We start from the raw sequence: 15,929 nt of genomic DNA, 5'->3' as shown, positions 1-15,929 counted from the left end.
GGGTTTGTCAGCAATCTGAAACCGGCAGCCCGAAGGCTGCCGGTTTTCGACTACTTGATAGATTAGCTGGTTAGCTGATCAGAAGTAGTAAACACCACCAACGGCCAGCGCAGCACCAGAAAGGACCACCGACCGTTGCAATGCCTCGCAATAGGGCGACACCTCAACCCCGCCCCGGCACACCTCCAACCTCCAGAAGAAACGTGACCGGCCCATCGTTTACCAAGGCCACCTTCATGTCCGCGCCGAACCGCCCCTGGCCAACCCGATCTGCGCCCATCTCCGACCCACACGAGGCCACGAACTCATGAAACAGGGCTTCGGCAGATTCCGGGCCCGCTGCTACCGAAAATCCCGGACGGGATCCGGACCGGGTATCAGCAGCAAGCGTAAACTGGGGAACAACGAGGAGGGAGCCGCCCGTATCGAGCAGGCTACGATTCATCCGTCCCTGGTCGTCGGGAAATACCCGGTAGACGAGTAGTTTTCGACACAGTTCCCGCACCGCGCAGGAGTCATCTGATTTCTCAACTCCGAGCAACAACAACAGCCCCGAACCAATCTCGGAGATGACCTCATTGTCGACGGTGACGCTGGCGTGAGTAACCCGTTGTATCAGCCCTTTCATGAAGCTCCCTGCGCAAGGACTCAAAATTCGGAACGAAGTTTATCCACGCACCAGGCTCGCCGCAACCTTCTTCATGTGACTTTACGTATCCCTACCTTCAAGCTTCGCGGCGACCTCATCGACGCCACGCATCAGGGCATCAATAATGGCGGGCTCGGACGCCGAGTGCCCTGCGTCCCGTATGATCCTCAAGTCAGCTTCCGGCCAGGCCTGGCTCAGAGCCAGAGCATTGTCCAGCGGACACACCATATCGTAACGGCCATGGACAATGATGCCTGGAATATCCTTGAGTAACGCCGCGTCACGTACGATCTGATTATCGTCCAGAAACGCATTATTCATGAAGTAATGGCATTCAATTCGAGCCAGGGCAATAGCCACGTGGGGATGCCCGAAATGCTCAACCACACGTGGGTTCGGATGCAGGGTTGCACAGCGCCCCTCCCAGATGGACCACGCCTTGGCGGCCTGTATCTGCTCCAGTTCGTTGCTGCTCGTCAGGCGACGGTAGTAGGCCGTGACGAGATCGCCACGCTCATCCTCAGGAATGGGTGCCAGGAAATCGCGCCAGTAGTCGGGAAATACGCGGCTCGCGCCCTCCTGGTAGAACCAGTGGATATCCCTGGGCCGGCAAAGAAAAATTCCCCTCAGCACCAGGCCAAGCACCCTGTCCGGGTGCGACTGGGCATACACCAGGCTCAGTGTAGACCCCCAACTACCGCCAAACAGTATCCATCGATCCACCCCAAGAAAGGTCCGCACCGTTTCCATATCGTCCACCAGCTTTTGCGTGGTGTTTCCTGCAAATTCGGCCAGGGGGCTCGAACGGCCAGCGCCCCGCTGATCCATCAGAATAATCCGGTAGCGCTCGGCATCAAAAAAACGGCGATGATAGTCCTCACACCCGCCGCCGGGCCCGCCATGGACAACCAGAACGGGAATACCATCCGGATTGCCGCTTTCTTCAACATACAGCTCATGGGGCGGATCAACCGCAATGCGATGCTGGGCGTTGGGCTTGATATCGGGGAACAGGGTGAGCATGGGGCGCTCCGGAAAAAGGATTTAACCGGAGTTTAGCTGAAGACAACGAAAAAGGGGCGGGCCATCCATGATGGCCCGCCCCTTGATATCACGCACTGAAGATTACTTCTTATGGGCGCGCTTACGCTCATTCTCGGTCAGAAGCTTCTTGCGCAGGCGGATCGACTTGGGCGTCACTTCCACCAATTCATCTTCATCGATGAACTCCAGAGCCTGCTCAAGGGTATGCTTGATCGGCGGCACCAGGCCGATGACCTCGTCCTTGCCGGACGCACGCATATTGTCCAGCTTCTTCCCCTTGGTGGGGTTAATCACCAGATCGTTGTCACGACTGTGAATACCACACAACTGACCTTCGTACACTTCCTGGCCGGGATCCAGGAACAACTTGCCCCGGCTCTGCAGTGTTTCCAGCGAATAAGTCAGCGCGGCACCAGTTGCCATTGACACCAGCACACCGTTCTGACGACTGGTCACATCACCGCTCTTAATAGGGCCGTAATGGCTGAAGGTTGAAGTCAAAATACCCGAACCGGAGGTCATGGTCAGGAAGGCGTTACGGAAACCGATCAGCCCGCGCGCCGGAATCGTATACTCAAGACGCATACGGCCCTTTCCGTCCGGCACCATGTTGGTCATTTCACCCTTGCGGAGCCCCATCTGATCCATAAGCGCACCCTGGTGCTGCTCTTCGATGTCGATGATGACGTTTTCGTACGGCTCCTGTTTAACACCATCGATCTCACGGATAACCACTTCCGGACGACCCACGGCGAGCTCAAAGTTCTCGCGGCGCATGTTTTCGATCAACACTGAGAGGTGCAGCTCGCCACGGCCGGATACCTTGAACTTATCTGCCGACTCACCTTCTTCAACTCGCAGAGCAACGTTGTGCAGCAGCTCTTTTTCCAAACGCTCTTTGATGTTGCGGCTGGTGACAAACTTACCTTCCTTGCCACAAAACGGTGAGTCGTTGACCTGGAACGTCATGGAAACCGTCGGCTCATCCACCGTCAACGGCGGCAAGGCTTCAACATTGGCCTGGTCACACAAGGTGTCAGAGATGTACAGCTCATCCATGCCGCTGACGCAAATAATGTCGCCCGCCTGCGCTTCGTCGACTTCAACACGCTGCAGCCCGGAATGGCCCATGATCTTGAGAATACGGCCCTGGCGCTTTTTGCCGTTGGCACCAATGGCCGTAACCGGAGAGTTGGTTTTAATCTTGCCGCGCATAATGCGGCCGATGCCAATAACGCCCAGGAAGCTGTTGTAGTCCAACTGAGAAATCTGCATCTGGAACGGACCGTCCCGGTCGACGTTGGGCGCAGGTACGTGATCAACGATGGCCTGGAAAACCGCGTCCATGTTGTCGTCCAGCTTTTCGTGATCCATTCCGGCAATGCCGTTCAGGGCACTGGCGTAGACAATCGGAAAGTCCAGCTGCTCATCGCTGGCGCCGAGGTTGTCGAACAAGTCGAACACCTGATCCACTACCCAGTCCGGGCGAGCTCCAGGGCGGTCAATCTTGTTCACGACGACAATCGGGTGCAGGCCCGCATCAAACGCTTTCTGGGTGACAAACCGGGTTTGTGGCATCGGGCCATCAATAGAGTCAACCACGAGCAACACGCAATCGACCATACTCATGACACGCTCGACTTCACCCCCGAAATCGGCGTGACCCGGGGTGTCCACGATATTGATGTCGTAGTCGTGCCACTTCAGCGCCGTGTTCTTGGCCAGAATGGTAATACCACGTTCTTTTTCCTGGTCATTGGAGTCCATGACACGCTCGTTTTCGAGCTCTTTGCGATCCAGAGTGCCGGACTGGCGAAGAAGCTGGTCAACCAGTGTGGTCTTGCCATGGTCAACGTGGGCGATGATGGCGATATTACGAAGTTTATCAATCACAACTATAATCCTGCAGCATGCACTGAATGACCTGAGAGGTCTTCAGTAGGCGCAAAGCCCCTTACATGCCGTCTCAAATCCGTAAAATGAATTTCATTTGTCGGGCCGGGAAGCCCGAATACCCCCTGAAGAAACTCAGCGTCTGTGCTGAATACCTGAGGCAAAAATGAAGTGGCGCGCAGTATATAGCAAACTCACTTGCGTTTATATGAAGAAAAACGCCTATCGAAGCAACAACCCATCTGCATCATTTTGGTGCATTATTTCAGCTATCGCACCGTTTTAACGCACCACGAAAGAGCGATAGGGCCACCCAATCAGCACATATCGCTCCAAAACAGCCCGAACGCCTTGGTATTGCGCACTTGTGGCGCATGCATCAAAAACTGGCAAGGCTATTGCTAAACCTTAAGCAGCCGAATTTGCAGGTAACTCGCAACAGCTTTTGTTAAGCTGCCCTACCTGAAAGAAAGATCGGGAGTCAGCACTGCTGAACGATCCGGCAACAATGTACACAGAAATCGCCCGCACGGCGGGATAACAGACGGAGCATGCACAATGTCCAAGACGATTGATCTGATCAAGGAACACGAAGTCAAATGGATCGACCTGAGATTCACTGACAGCCGTGGCAAAGAACAACACGTAACGCTGCCGGCCACCGAGGTGGACGAGGACTTTTTCAGCGACGGCAAGATGTTCGACGGCTCTTCAATCTCCGGCTGGAAAGGCATCAATGAATCCGACATGATTCTGATGCCGGACGACAGCACCTCCGTGCTGGACCCGTTCACCGAAGAAACCACACTGAACATTACCTGTGACATCGTAGAGCCTTCCACCATGCAGGGCTATGAGCGTGACCCACGCTCCGTTGCCCGCCGTGCGGAAGAGTACCTCAAGTCCACGGGCATCGCTGACGGTGCCCTGTTTGGTCCGGAACCTGAGTTCTTTGTTTTCGATTCTGTTAAATGGAATGTGGATATGCAGGGCGCTTCCTACCACATCCACTCTGAAGAAGCCGCCTGGGTATCCGGCGAAGACTTCGATCGCAACAACATCGGTCACCGCCCGGGTGTTAAAGGTGGTTACTTCCCGGTTCCGCCAGTGGATAGCCTGCACGACCTGCGTGGCGCCATGTGTGCCGCTATGGAATCCATGGGCCTGGAAATTGAGGTTCATCACCACGAAGTCGGCACCGCTGGCCAGTGTGAAATCGGCGTTGGCGCCAACACCCTGACCCGCAAGGCTGACGAAGTGCAGATTCTCAAGTACTGCGTACACAACGTGGCCCACGCCTACGGTAAAACCGCCACCTTCATGCCCAAGCCTGTGGTTGGTGATAACGGCTCCGGCATGCACGTACACATGTCCCTGAGCAAAGACGGCAAGAACCTGTTCGCAGGTGACAGCTATGCCGGCCTGAGCGAAGCAGCGCTTTACTATATCGGTGGTGTCGTCAAGCACGCCAAGGCCATCAACGCCTTTACCAACCCTGCAACCAATAGCTACAAGCGTCTGGTTCCGGGCTACGAAGCACCGGTTATGCTGGCCTACTCCGCCCGTAACCGTTCGGCCTCCATCCGTATTCCATACGTGAACAGCCCGAAAGCACGTCGTATCGAAGTGCGTTTCCCTGACCCGGCGGCCAACCCGTACCTGGCGTTCGCTGCATTGATGATGGCCGGCCTGGATGGTATCCAGAACAAGATCCACCCGGGCGATGCCATGGACAAGGATCTGTACGACCTGCCGAAGGAAGAAGCGCTGAACATTCCGAAGGTTGCTGAAACCCTGTCCGAAGCTCTGGATTGCCTGGCTGAAGATCATGAATTCCTGACCCGCGGCGGCGTGTTCACCGAGGACATGATTGCCGGCTACATCGATCTGAAGCGCGGTGAAGTTGAGAAACTGAACATGACCACGCATCCGGTCGAGTTCCAGCTCTACTACTCCTGCTGATCCGTTCGTAAGGATCAGCAACCCAGAGAAGCCCCGCCTTGCGCGGGGCTTTTTTGTGTACGGCCGCACATTTCGACCAGCCTTAACGGAATGTAACCAAGCTGCCGGGTAATGGCGTTGAAATACTCATGACTGGCGCTGATAATCGGGTAAAACAATCAGACAGGTTGTCTCTATGAACGCACGGCTTGCACTACTCTCTGGCATTGTCGCTCTTGCGGCGCTTCCGGTTTCCGCCGAGGTCTATCGTCAGGTGGATGCTCAGGGCAACGTTACCTATACCGACGAGCCCTCGGAAGGCACCCCTGCTGAGGAGATCAAGGTAAAACCGGTCACCACGGTCACTCTGCCAAAACTCGAAGCGGTTCGGGAGCCAGAGCGGTTGCGGGAAAAAGTGCAACAGGAAGGCTCCGTCTACGACAGCGTCCGCTTCCTCGCGCCGGGTGATGACCAGGCCTTCCACAGTGGCAGCGGCGACGTGGAATTCCGCGTGACCAGTTCACCTGGCCTTCGGGGCAGCCACAAGTACGAAGTAACTCTCGACGGCCAACCGGTTGGCCAGAGCGCTTCCGGGACAGTGATGGTGCGCAATGTGTTTCGCGGCACCCACGATGCAGGCGTCAATATCGTCGACAGCAACGGTGTTACCGTCAAGAGCGGCGAAACCATTACCTTCACCATCCACCGGCCCAGCGTCAACAACTGATGCACCCTTCCGGGGCCCCGACCGTTTCGGGCCGGGGCGCCATACAAACGCAGACCTGTAGCGGTTAGCGAACCACCACGCCATTCCTGCTTGCCCCATTTTAGTGCGGTCGCACCATAAAAAAGCCATACTCTGACCATTCCCAGAGCGGATATCCGCGGGCAGGCTTTACGCAATGATATTTCTGCACTACACCACGCCGTGTTCACAGGCCTGTAACCCGCATGCCCGCTAAATGCGCACTGTCATCGCCACGAACAGCCAATGTGGTTCGTTTTTTGCAAAACTGCCTTAGCAACCCGCAAGGCCCATCAAAAGGGACAAACGAATGGCAATACCGGCCGGATACAAAAGCATACTGGACAGCCTGACCACAGCCGTACTGGTGCTGAGTGACGGGTTAAGAGTCCAGTACCTGAATCCGGCGGCCGAAAGTCTGTTTGAAACCAGCGTAACCAGAAGTAAGGGAGCCCCGATCAACGACATCCTGATCGACTCTGAAGATGCCCTGCAAACACTGTATGCAGCAGCCGAGAATGGCCAGTCGTACACCAGACGCGAAGCGGAATTCATACTGACAAGCGGGTTGCGGCTGACGGTTGATTATTCGGTGTCCCCCATAAGCCTTGAGCCAACGGAACTGTTGATCGAAATCCAGCCCAGGGACCGCTTGCTAAGGATCAGCCGGGAAGAAGACATTATCTCCCAGCAGGAAACCACCCGGATACTGGTCCGGGGCATGGCCCATGAAATCAAAAACCCTCTTGGAGGTATTCGCGGGGCGGCCCAGTTGCTGGACCGCGAACTGCACAACGAAGACCAGAAAGAATACACCCAGGTGATCATTGCAGAAGCGGACCGCCTGCGAACCCTGGTGGACCGCATGCTCGGCCCGAACAAAGCCCCAAAAATGGCGTCCACCAATATTCATGAGGTTCTGGAGCGCGTCAAAACCCTTTTGGAAGCTGAGAGCCGCGGCCGCCTGAACTTCCGGAGAGATTACGATCCCAGCCTGCCCGAGTTCCAGGGCGACAAGGAACAGCTGATTCAGGCTTTCCTTAACATCGCCCGCAACGCCATGGAAGCCGCGTTCGAGAACCAGGCGGAGATGACCGGCGACGAACAGCCGACGATCACCTTCCGCACACGCGCATTGCGACAGTTCACCATCGGCCACAAACGCCATCGCCTGGTGTGCCGTGTGGATGTGATTGATAACGGCCCGGGCATACCACCGGATCTGTTGCAAAATGTTTTCTACCCGATGATCAGTGGGCGAGCCAGCGGCACGGGCCTCGGCCTGTCCATCACCCAAAGCATCATCGGGCAACATCACGGGCTTGTTGAATGCGAGAGCGAGCCCGGAAAAACCGACTTCATCATCTTCCTGCCCCTGGAGGAAAACCAATGAGCCAACCGGCAAACGTCTGGATAATTGACGACGATCGCAGTATACGTTGGGTGCTGGAGCGCGCCCTGAACCAGGCCGGTATGCAGCCCCGGGTGTTTGAAAGTGGCGAAAGCATCATGATGAGGCTAGAGCACGAACAGCCCGATGCCATCATCAGCGACATCCGTATGCCCGGCGTCGACGGCATCACCTTGCTCTCACAGATTGTTGACTCACACCCGGATCTGCCGGTGATCATCATGACCGCCCATTCCGACCTGGAAAGCGCGGTGACCAGCTACCAGACGGGCGCCTTCGAGTACCTTCCAAAACCGTTTGACGTGGATGATGCCGTCGCACTGGTGAAGCGGGCCGTTGCTCACAGCCACGAACGCCGGGCCACCTCGGAGCCGCAAGCCGAAAGCGCACAGAGAAATGCCGAAATCATTGGTGAAGCGCCTGCGATGCAGGAGGTGTTCAGGGCCATCGGCCGATTGTCCCACTCCAACATCACCGTACTGATCAATGGCGAAAGTGGTACCGGTAAGGAACTGGTTGCCCAGGCCCTTCACAACCACAGCCCCCGGGCCAGCCACCCTTTTATCGCACTCAACATGGCCGCGATTCCAAAGGACCTGATTGAGTCCGAGCTGTTTGGCCATGAGAAAGGCGCCTTCACCGGAGCGGCTGCCGCCAGGCAGGGTCGCTTCGAGCAATCCAACGGAGGCACCCTGTTCCTCGACGAGATCGGTGATATGCCCGCCGACACCCAGACACGGTTATTGCGGGTGCTTGCGGATGGGGAGTTCTATCGGGTGGGCGGCACCACGCCTATCAAAGTGGACGTCCGCATCATCGCGGCTACACACCAGGACCTGGAAAAGCTCGTCCAGGCGGGCACCTTTCGGGAAGATTTGTTCCATCGCCTGAATGTTATCCGGGTGCACTTGCCAAAACTCGCGGAGCGCCGCGAGGACATCCCGCGGTTAATGGAACATTTCCTCAAGCGGGCTGCCCGGGAACTGGCAGTGGAAACCAAAATACTGCGCCCGGAAGCCGAAGAATACCTCACCACCCTGCCCTGGCCCGGCAACGTCCGCCAGCTTGAGAACACCTGTCGCTGGCTGACGGTGATGGCCAGTGGCCGCGAGGTTCACATCGATGACCTGCCGCCCGAGCTGATGCAGCAGGCCGAAGCGCCGGCCACCGGCCAGACTTGGCAGGAAGGCCTGCGCAACTGGTCGGAACAGGAGCTCAAACGCGGCCACAAAGGCATTCTCGATACCGCCGTGCCGGAGTTTGAGCGCATCATGATCGAGACCGCGTTGAAGCACACCGGCGGGCGCCGGCGTGATGCCTCCATCCTGCTAGGCTGGGGACGGAATACCTTGACCCGCAAGATTAATGAACTCGGGATGGATCACCCGGAGGGGGAGGAGGACTGAGCCCCCTTCCCGCTATTTCTCCTGCCAGTAGATAACGCGGTCATGGCCACGGTAGACGCCGAAGGTGGCCAGGGCTGAGGGATCCTCAAGTGAGCCGTCGCCGTTGAAGTCGTCCTTTAGCCAGTCAGCTACGGCCCACGTCAGCGTGTCTGTCCCCTGCGAACCCGCCGGCGCCAGCCGAAGCGGGCCAGCCTCTCCTGCATTGAAAGTACCGGAATCTGAAGCCAGGGTATGGTGCGCCGCGGTGCCACCGATATTGTCTGTTGTCCAGCCCGTGCAACTGTCAGCCGTATTTACCACAAATCGGGAGCCATTCCAGTATTCCACTTGGAAGGGCATCGGGAGTTCGTCAATGTTCTCCGGGCCAGACACGTTTTCCATGGACAGGCGACCGTAGCGCACGTCGAAATTCGCGGCCGGTGTAAAGAGGTAGGGGGCGCCAGCACCGGCCACTCCGTCCGAATCCACGATATCAGTAACACTGTATTCCAAAGCGGGGTCAAACAAGGGAACGCGGGCTTCCGGGACCTTATTGTAGGTGACCGTGTCATCACTGGCGTAGTCAAACTGCAACAGGCCAGGGTCAGGCTCATCACCCCTTAGCGTTCCGCCCCCCGAAACGACAGTGACCGCCAATGGACTGCCATCGCGGTTCAACACAGTGGAATCAGCCGCAGGTGCTGTTCGACTGATTCCTGCGGTGGAAAGCCGCTGAAAACCCGGCTCCGTGTAGTTGAGCGTGCGGTTTCCCTCAACGGATACCGGTTCAATCGTCAGACTCGGAACCAGTTCCCACACCATGTCCAACCCGATGTAAGAAAACGACGTAGCCACTGTACATCCCGCTTCCAGTTCGCCTGGACCCAGTTCACCCGGATCAACGGTCACCTCAAAACGGTCGGGATAGAAACGACCGGTTGGACCACTGCTTCCACCCGGCGCCGTCAATCCAAGATAGGTACCCGTGCCCGGATCTGCCTTGAACCGAAAAACACCCACTTCCGACACATTCACACTGACCGTCTCAGTAGCATCTGCCGAACGAGTATGGGAATAGATCAATGGCGTGACTATGCCATCGTCACCGCCCGATGGTGCAACTACCTCCGATGACAGCGGAATGTCCGACAGACGGAAGTTGGGTGTTACCGGATTGCCCTCGCAGAGGCTAACGTCACTTTCTTCTTCCCACCCGACGGCTGTAATCGATAGATTGAAGTCTTCCTCGGCTTTCACAAACAGAGGGCAAGAGGCATCCCCGTCTGAGCATTCGCCGCCTGTTCGGACACAAAAGCCCGCCGGTACACTGACAAACTGATCGGCACCGGGCATCACCAGCCCCGCGTCGTCCGTTGCCGCAGAACCGCGATACTCGGCGTTCAGTTGCATATTACCGGCATCAGGATATTGAACATCGATTTCCGCAATACCATCAGCGCCAAAGTCAAGATCAAGTATCGTAGGATTGCTACCGTCGCCACTGATATCGCCGCCATCCACCGAAAGGGCACGACTGACAGGGCGACCGCTCGGGCCCGGGTCCACGTAGGTTGACCAGAAACGAACCGGCTTCTCAACGTTCTCAAACGCGGGCACGCAGGCTTGGGTTACGTCGTCCCGCCGCACCGCCTGCACTTCAATGGGACCAGACGGACGGTGGGAAGTCAGGTTCGGTATATCGAAGGCCAGCCCCGAGTCAAAAAACTCGATCTCGCAATTCGCCGCCGACAGATTGCCCGCGCCTATCTGACACAGCGTCACCGCTTGGGGGCGTGTAGAGGGGCGGGAACCAATAACATCCAGCTCAACGACGCCAGCAACTCTATTTGCCAGGGTTGCCTCCCCGGCCCCCCCGGAAAAACTGACAACGTTACCGCTCTGCCAGCCGTCCAGAGGCTCGAGAGTTGCCTCAACCGGATCAGTGAACAGTTGATCGCAACTGGCATTGGCGCAGGCGCGGACGGTGACCGTTTCAGGCTGGCACGTAAGCGCCACCCCGTCATGGCGGATTTCGAAGTGATCCACTTGCTCACCCACCGGATTAAGCTTGAGCGCACATAGCTGAAACTGGTCGAGCTCATGGATGTTGGTTGCCCCGCCGGTGGAGCCCGTCAGCGACAGCAGGAAGTTCTCCGGCACCGCCGGTTGCCCTGGCTCGTTCAACGCATTGAACGGTGGGATTAGCATGTCGTAGTTGTTGCCGGTACCGGTCAGATCCCGTTCTACCGACACAATGGCTTCTCCGGATTCCCTGGAGTCAATGATGATGCGATACCGCTGGGCGTCCGGGTTATTGGTGTTCGGCGTGTCAATGCCAGGTGTCAGGCGATCAGTGGCCCGCATGAAACGGTAATCGGGAGCCGCGCCACGAATGGCGACTGAATCCAGTGTCCGTCCATTTCGTCCACCCTGGCGCCCTTCGTTGCTATTGGAAAAGTTACCGTACTCATCCAAACCGATGCCCAGCCAGCCACCTGCAAACCCGGGGTCACCATTATTACGCTGTGCATAGCCAAGGGACCCCCCGTAACTGCCAGGTTGCGGGGTTACAACCGAATCCGACAACGCAATGGCAAGGCCGTCTGCGCCACTGCCCCCGTATGCGTAATAGTTAAACTCCAGAATAACAAGGTTTTCAGCGCCAGGAATTTCCCGCTGCAACGTGGCCGCCGTTGCCTGGTTTCCGCGAGCCTCTGTCATTCGGAGCCGGCCGTTAACAATCTGTGGAGTAAAACTTCCCAATGAAACGGAGGTTACCCAGTCGTCCCCATTGAGCTGTCCGCTGGTGTAATCGTCGTTAAAACAGGTGAGTGCGTTCGGGTCCTGAACGACAATCTCAATACTCCCACGTTGATCTTCGATCCATCGGGGGTTGCACTGGCCGCCATTCCGATAGTTTCGGCAGTACTCAGAGAAAAACGCTACCGTGTAAGTGCCCGGCGTATCAAAACTAGTCGTTCGATTCAGTGATGGCACCGTGCAAGGACTGGTGGCATATATTTCTTCTTCCGGATTGCCGGCGTTCACCCAGTTGTCACGCCAAGCTGAGTTATTGCCTTGCACGTTTGTGCAATTGGTAGCCACAACCTCAATGGAGACAGAATCGCCCACGTCTACCGTCACCGGTCCATTCGAGTTACCATTCGCGGAGACGGTAATCGTACCGTGCGCGGGGGCAACAGCAACAGACAAAAAAAACACAAACCAGAAACCCGCTACCTTCATCGCACACGTACCTCAATCTCTCGCGTGGCCTGCTCGGTGCCTACGCCACATTGTCCGGTGCTGACCAGGGTATAAACATCTTCGTCAGCGGCATCGCCTTCAATATCAGCCCGCACAACGGAGCAACTGAGACTGGTGCTACAGCCATTGAGGCCTCGCCCTGTAAAACTCAGAGACCCCGGCACTGACCCACAGCCACTGCCATAAAGTGCCTCGGTGACCGCTGCCTGAGCTCCGCTTTCCGCCGCGTAGAACGCGCGTTGGGACAAAATCTGCTGACTGACAGCCGCACCGGTGCTTTCCTGCTGCTGCGCCATGCTGGTCACAATCAGAGCTAAAACGGTGATGATAAAGAGGGCGACTGGCAGCCCCGCACCACGCTGTCGGTTCCAGTATCGGTCAGGGTACATTACGGATCTGGACCTCCTGGCTGACGGTTGTGATTTCGCTGCCATCAGCGCTTATAAGATCAAACGTAAACTGAACCACGGCAGCCCGCTGCAGTGTGGCAGGCTGGAACAGGAAATTGACGGTTCCGGTTACGCTGGCCGCCAGCACTTCCGGTGTAACCGGAGGAGGATCAGGCTGAGTGGACGTCGGCGCATACCCGCTATAGCGATACAGAAAGCGACCGCTCTGACAAATACTCACCGGCTCGCCCACAAGAAACATGCGCCGCGCTGGCGAAGTTGAATTAAAACGATGGCTGGCCGACAGGCTTATGGTGGCCGGCGAGCCCGGGACTGCCGTATTGTTAACGCCAGAAATCAGTGAGGAGACCGGGCCAGGATTAGCACCAGTATAGATATCCCCCGTTGTGGTCCCATAACCATAGATAACCACACGTCTGTTACTGACAACAGGAGGCTGAGCAAACTCAGCAATCTCGATTTGGCTCACTTCAGTGGCCGGCAGGTTGAGATAATTGGTTCCCGCCTCCATAGGCAACCACTCGATGCAAGAGCCGGTACTTCGAACCGACAACGGAAAGGCCTCCCGCAAGTCACGGGTCAGCTGTTCGCTGATCACCACGGACTGGAGCGCTCGCAACTGACGGGCGCTGGTATCCAGCGCGCCCTGGGTCGACAGGCCGACAAACCGCACCGACACCGTGGCCACGATACTCAGCAGCACAATCACCATGATCAGCTCAATCAATGTGTATCCAGACTGGCGAGGCATCAGTAGTTCGCCCTATATGCGGAGAAATCGTAGCTCTGACCGCTAGGGTCTGTAATCGTCAAATCGATGCGTTTGGCTTCATCGGCCGCAAGCCCGATTTCATCGCCGGCGCACTCGATGGCAACTGACACCTGAAAGCCGGCGTAGTCCGCGGCCAGGCCAGTGCCTTCTGCGTTCTCCGGGACCGCATCGGTAATCTCGTTATAGTCGTCAACGTCGTCGTAGCCGGTGCGACTGCCTTCTTCAGTGTTTATGGTGCAACCCGGCTCTCTCGGAAACCCACCTACGGGCGTGTTTTCGTCATACCGTCGGCTGAGAATTTCGTCCATGTAAATCTGTGCGAGTGCAACGGCCCGGGTCTGATTCAATGGATCCGCACTACGCCCGGAGATAAGCGCAAACGCACCCACGACCCCGGCAATAGCGACGCTGATAATAACAATGGTGATCACCAACTCGACCAGTGTGGCACCTTTCTGGATACGCCCGTATTTGACTGGCCTGGTCATGGACAGGTCCCGTCATAAACCGCGCCCAGGGAACTGAGACAAAGATTGAACGTGCTATCGCCAGTAACGCGGAAATCAATATTGGCTCTGGCCGTCGGGGATGCAACCCGGCCAAAGCCATCAAAGCCCACCGTCAGACCGCCAGCAGGGACATTGGTATAGGGCGCATTCGCTACACGATAAGCCAATGTTGTACCACTGCGTTTCAGGGTGAACTGGGAGGAGGCGGCTGAAAACCGGAGTTCGTCGCCAGTCTGGCGAATGGTCAGCGTGCCAGCACTGTTCCCCGCCAGCGCCGCCTGCTGGGCAAGCAGCGTGGCGGACGACAGTTGCTGGGTAACAAGAAGAGGAGAAAAAGCGGAGCGGCTGGCAAACAGACCAACACCCAGAGCGGAAAGCACCCCGATCAGGATGATGACCATGACCAACTCGACAAGGGTGAACCCCGATGACCTCGGGGCGATTCTTTTTCTCATGCCCCACTCCCGGATTGCCCATAGCCCCTAACGCAGAACGTAGGTCGGATTACGCTTTCGCTAACCCGACCTACAAGGCTAATCACACCCATAGTGCTGCTGATTTCTAGCAGCCATCCACATCAGCTACAACACTCGGTGCCGCAGTGATAGGGCCTGTGTTGTCCGTATCAGCCGTTGCCGCAGTGTAAACAACTTCACAGGTACCGCCAGTGTATCCAACGATCGTGAACGTCGCCGCTGTACCACCTGTATCACCAGCCCCTGCGATTGCGAAATCATTCGTGGTATCCACGTCTGCAGCGGCGACAATACCGTCGGCATCGGCAGTCGGGTATCCGTTCACCATAGTCACGGTTGCGCCATCAAGATTGACGTCCGCTCCGAGGCCATCACCGTTTGCAACTTGGCGAGCGTGAGCAATTGAAGATGCCGACTTCAGTGCTCCAGTCAACCCCTGGATTGATGCCGAACGCGCATCTCCACCAAAATCCGCAAACCTCGGCAACGCAAACGCCGCCAAAATACCCAGAATTACAATCACCATTACCAGTTCAATAAGGGTGAAACCTTTCTCTTTTCTTGCGGCCATCTGGTTCATCATATTCATGGTCTTCTCCTGCTTTTGCTGCTTTAAAATGGATTAATTGATAACCCGAATTACTTCGCCGCTGTCGGCGTCGTATTGAATGTTGTCCGTGCCACCATTGAGGTTGTACTCGTAGGTACAAACGGACCCGCTTGCGGTTACTGTGTAATCCGTTGTGTCGCCGGAGGTTGCCACGGTCGGCGCGTTTGACTGCATCAGGGCCAGCCAGAGGTTTTGGCACTCTGTGGCACTCATGGCGGTCGGGTCGGTGTTGCCACCTACGCCCGTTGGCCAACCGTCAGCACTCACGTCGACGTTTTCCTCGCCAAAGCCGGGCAGATTAGTTTGTGCGCCAGCGGCGCCACGGGCGGTCCACTGGGCACGAACCAGTGCAACAGCAGCGGCGTAGGCGCCCGAGGTGCCCTGGATGCTTGCCCGGTGGGCCTCGTCCGACAGTTCGGCGAACCTTGGCAACGCAAAGGCTGCAAGAATGGCGAGTATGGAGATCACCACCACCAGCTCAATCAGGGTAAACCCCTTTGTCTGGCGCGATTTTAGTGTCATTGCCCTCATAGCGTGGCCTCCCTGAGGCTTGTTATCAATGTTCGGCACGATCGTTTTGCGTCTCCACCGGCTGCAATCTCAGCCCGGACTGGAGATCCTGTCCATCAAGGCGTCCGTTGCCGTTCCTGTCCGTGAACTCGACCGCCACAACCCAGGCCATGGGTGTGTCGCCGCTTCCCTGCCTGTCTCCAAGGGTTATCGGCTGGCGTGGTTGAAATATAACCTGTCCCTGCGCGCCTGCCGTGTCTTTTTTGTAGCCTTTATCGCCGGTTTGTAACGGCTTGAAACACCACAG

General features: G+C 56.9%; 14 protein-coding genes and 1 pseudogene. 4 read left to right on the top strand and 11 right to left on the bottom strand.

Translation table 11 applies throughout. The annotated features are described in order from the left end of the window. Nucleotides 1-163: 163 nt before the first annotated feature. From dtd to typA, 3 genes are all read right to left on the bottom strand, one after another. Nucleotides 164-628 (bottom strand): D-aminoacyl-tRNA deacylase, encoded by a 465-nt coding sequence (dtd, locus tag B3M52_RS15405; protein ID WP_075195669.1) that lies wholly within the window; start codon nt 626-628, stop codon nt 164-166. 81 nt (nt 629-709) lie between these two features. Next, complete coding sequence (gene pip / locus B3M52_RS15400; protein WP_041335670.1) at nt 710-1,672, bottom strand: prolyl aminopeptidase; 963 nt, start codon at nt 1,670-1,672, stop codon at nt 710-712. Nucleotides 1,673-1,774: 102 nt separating this feature from the next. Further along, entirely contained in the window at nt 1,775-3,586 is a 1,812-nt protein-coding gene (gene typA, locus B3M52_RS15395; RefSeq protein WP_036203432.1) for a translational GTPase TypA, read from the bottom strand. Between the two features lie 558 nt (nt 3,587-4,144). Here typA and glnA point away from each other — a divergent pair. The 4 genes from glnA to ntrC all read left to right on the top strand — a co-directional run bounded on the left by glnA (nt 4,145) and on the right by ntrC (nt 9,089). Beyond that, the gene (glnA, locus tag B3M52_RS15390; RefSeq protein ID WP_036203429.1) at nt 4,145-5,548 is read left to right on the top strand and encodes a glutamate--ammonia ligase; all 1,404 of its coding nucleotides are present in this window, start codon (nt 4,145-4,147) and stop codon (nt 5,546-5,548) included. A gap of 175 nt (nt 5,549-5,723) precedes the next feature. Continuing rightward, a complete protein-coding gene (locus B3M52_RS15385) occupies nt 5,724-6,254 on the top strand; it encodes a DUF4124 domain-containing protein (RefSeq protein WP_075195668.1) in 531 nt (176 codons plus the stop codon). 328 nt (nt 6,255-6,582) lie between these two features. After that, the gene (gene glnL / locus B3M52_RS15380; RefSeq protein WP_036203423.1) at nt 6,583-7,665 is read left to right on the top strand and encodes a nitrogen regulation protein NR(II); all 1,083 of its coding nucleotides are present in this window, start codon (nt 6,583-6,585) and stop codon (nt 7,663-7,665) included. Then, nucleotides 7,662-9,089, top strand: a complete 1,428-nt coding sequence (ntrC, locus tag B3M52_RS15375; RefSeq protein WP_041335667.1) for a nitrogen regulation protein NR(I) — start codon at nt 7,662-7,664, stop codon at nt 9,087-9,089. Before glnL ends, ntrC begins: the two co-directional genes overlap by 4 nt. A gap of 12 nt (nt 9,090-9,101) precedes the next feature. Here ntrC and B3M52_RS15370 read toward each other — a convergent pair whose 3' ends face one another. The 8 genes and pseudogenes from B3M52_RS15370 to B3M52_RS15335 all read right to left on the bottom strand — a co-directional run. Then, nucleotides 9,102-12,314 carry a DUF6701 domain-containing protein gene (locus B3M52_RS15370; RefSeq protein ID WP_075195667.1) on the bottom strand — a complete coding sequence of 1,071 codons (3,213 nt, stop codon included), beginning with the start codon at nt 12,312-12,314 and terminating at the stop codon, nt 9,102-9,104. Then, nucleotides 12,311-12,724, bottom strand: coding sequence for a pilus assembly PilX family protein (locus B3M52_RS15365; protein WP_075195666.1), 414 nt, complete (start codon nt 12,722-12,724; stop codon nt 12,311-12,313). The genes B3M52_RS15370 and B3M52_RS15365 overlap by 4 nt, the downstream gene beginning before the upstream one ends. After that, entirely contained in the window at nt 12,714-13,496 is a 783-nt protein-coding gene (locus tag B3M52_RS15360) for a PulJ/GspJ family protein (protein ID WP_075195665.1), read from the bottom strand. The genes B3M52_RS15365 and B3M52_RS15360 overlap by 11 nt, the downstream gene beginning before the upstream one ends. Then, nucleotides 13,496-14,005: a type IV pilus modification PilV family protein gene (locus tag B3M52_RS15355; RefSeq protein ID WP_075195664.1), complete on the bottom strand. Its 510-nt coding sequence runs from the start codon at nt 14,003-14,005 to the stop codon at nt 13,496-13,498. The genes B3M52_RS15360 and B3M52_RS15355 overlap by 1 nt, the downstream gene beginning before the upstream one ends. After that, nucleotides 14,002-14,481, bottom strand: a complete 480-nt coding sequence (locus B3M52_RS15350; protein ID WP_075195663.1) for a pilus assembly FimT family protein — start codon at nt 14,479-14,481, stop codon at nt 14,002-14,004. The genes B3M52_RS15355 and B3M52_RS15350 overlap by 4 nt, the downstream gene beginning before the upstream one ends. Before the next feature lie 106 nt (nt 14,482-14,587). Further along, nucleotides 14,588-15,091: a type II secretion system protein gene (locus B3M52_RS15345; protein ID WP_075195662.1), complete on the bottom strand. Its 504-nt coding sequence runs from the start codon at nt 15,089-15,091 to the stop codon at nt 14,588-14,590. Nucleotides 15,092-15,124: 33 nt separating this feature from the next. Further along, nucleotides 15,125-15,634 (bottom strand): type II secretion system protein, encoded by a 510-nt coding sequence (locus B3M52_RS15340; RefSeq protein ID WP_227517802.1) that lies wholly within the window; start codon nt 15,632-15,634, stop codon nt 15,125-15,127. A 34-nt stretch (nt 15,635-15,668) separates the two neighbouring features. Beyond that, a pseudogene (locus B3M52_RS15335) lies at nt 15,669-15,929 on the bottom strand (hypothetical protein); the annotation flags it as partial.

Source organism: Marinobacter sp. UBA2688 (assembly GCF_002352785.1).
Lineage (GTDB): Bacteria > Pseudomonadota > Gammaproteobacteria > Pseudomonadales > Oleiphilaceae > Marinobacter > Marinobacter salarius.
Note: the sequence above shows the minus strand (reverse complement) of the source record. Positions and strands in the feature narration are given on the sequence as shown.

Bases quoted from the DNA above. Each gene is read 5' to 3' on its own strand.
- B3M52_RS15365 (WP_075195666.1), bottom strand. From the start codon at position 12,724: ATGTACCCTGACCGATACTGGAACCGACAGCGTGGTGCGGGGCTGCCA.
- B3M52_RS15345 (WP_075195662.1), bottom strand. From the start codon at position 15,091: ATGAATATGATGAACCAGATGGCCGCAAGAAAAGAGAAAGGTTTCACC.
- dtd (WP_075195669.1), bottom strand. From the start codon at position 628: ATGAAAGGGCTGATACAACGGGTTACTCACGCCAGCGTCACCGTCGAC.
- B3M52_RS15350 (WP_075195663.1), bottom strand. From the start codon at position 14,481: ATGAGAAAAAGAATCGCCCCGAGGTCATCGGGGTTCACCCTTGTCGAG.
- ntrC (WP_041335667.1), top strand. From the start codon at position 7,662: ATGAGCCAACCGGCAAACGTCTGGATAATTGACGACGATCGCAGTATA.
- glnA (WP_036203429.1), top strand. From the start codon at position 4,145: ATGTCCAAGACGATTGATCTGATCAAGGAACACGAAGTCAAATGGATC.
- B3M52_RS15340 (WP_227517802.1), bottom strand. From the start codon at position 15,634: ATGACACTAAAATCGCGCCAGACAAAGGGGTTTACCCTGATTGAGCTG.
- B3M52_RS15360 (WP_075195665.1), bottom strand. From the start codon at position 13,496: ATGCCTCGCCAGTCTGGATACACATTGATTGAGCTGATCATGGTGATT.
- pip (WP_041335670.1), bottom strand. From the start codon at position 1,672: ATGCTCACCCTGTTCCCCGATATCAAGCCCAACGCCCAGCATCGCATT.
- B3M52_RS15370 (WP_075195667.1), bottom strand. From the start codon at position 12,314: ATGAAGGTAGCGGGTTTCTGGTTTGTGTTTTTTTTGTCTGTTGCTGTT.
- B3M52_RS15355 (WP_075195664.1), bottom strand. From the start codon at position 14,005: ATGACCAGGCCAGTCAAATACGGGCGTATCCAGAAAGGTGCCACACTG.
- glnL (WP_036203423.1), top strand. From the start codon at position 6,583: ATGGCAATACCGGCCGGATACAAAAGCATACTGGACAGCCTGACCACA.
- B3M52_RS15385 (WP_075195668.1), top strand. From the start codon at position 5,724: ATGAACGCACGGCTTGCACTACTCTCTGGCATTGTCGCTCTTGCGGCG.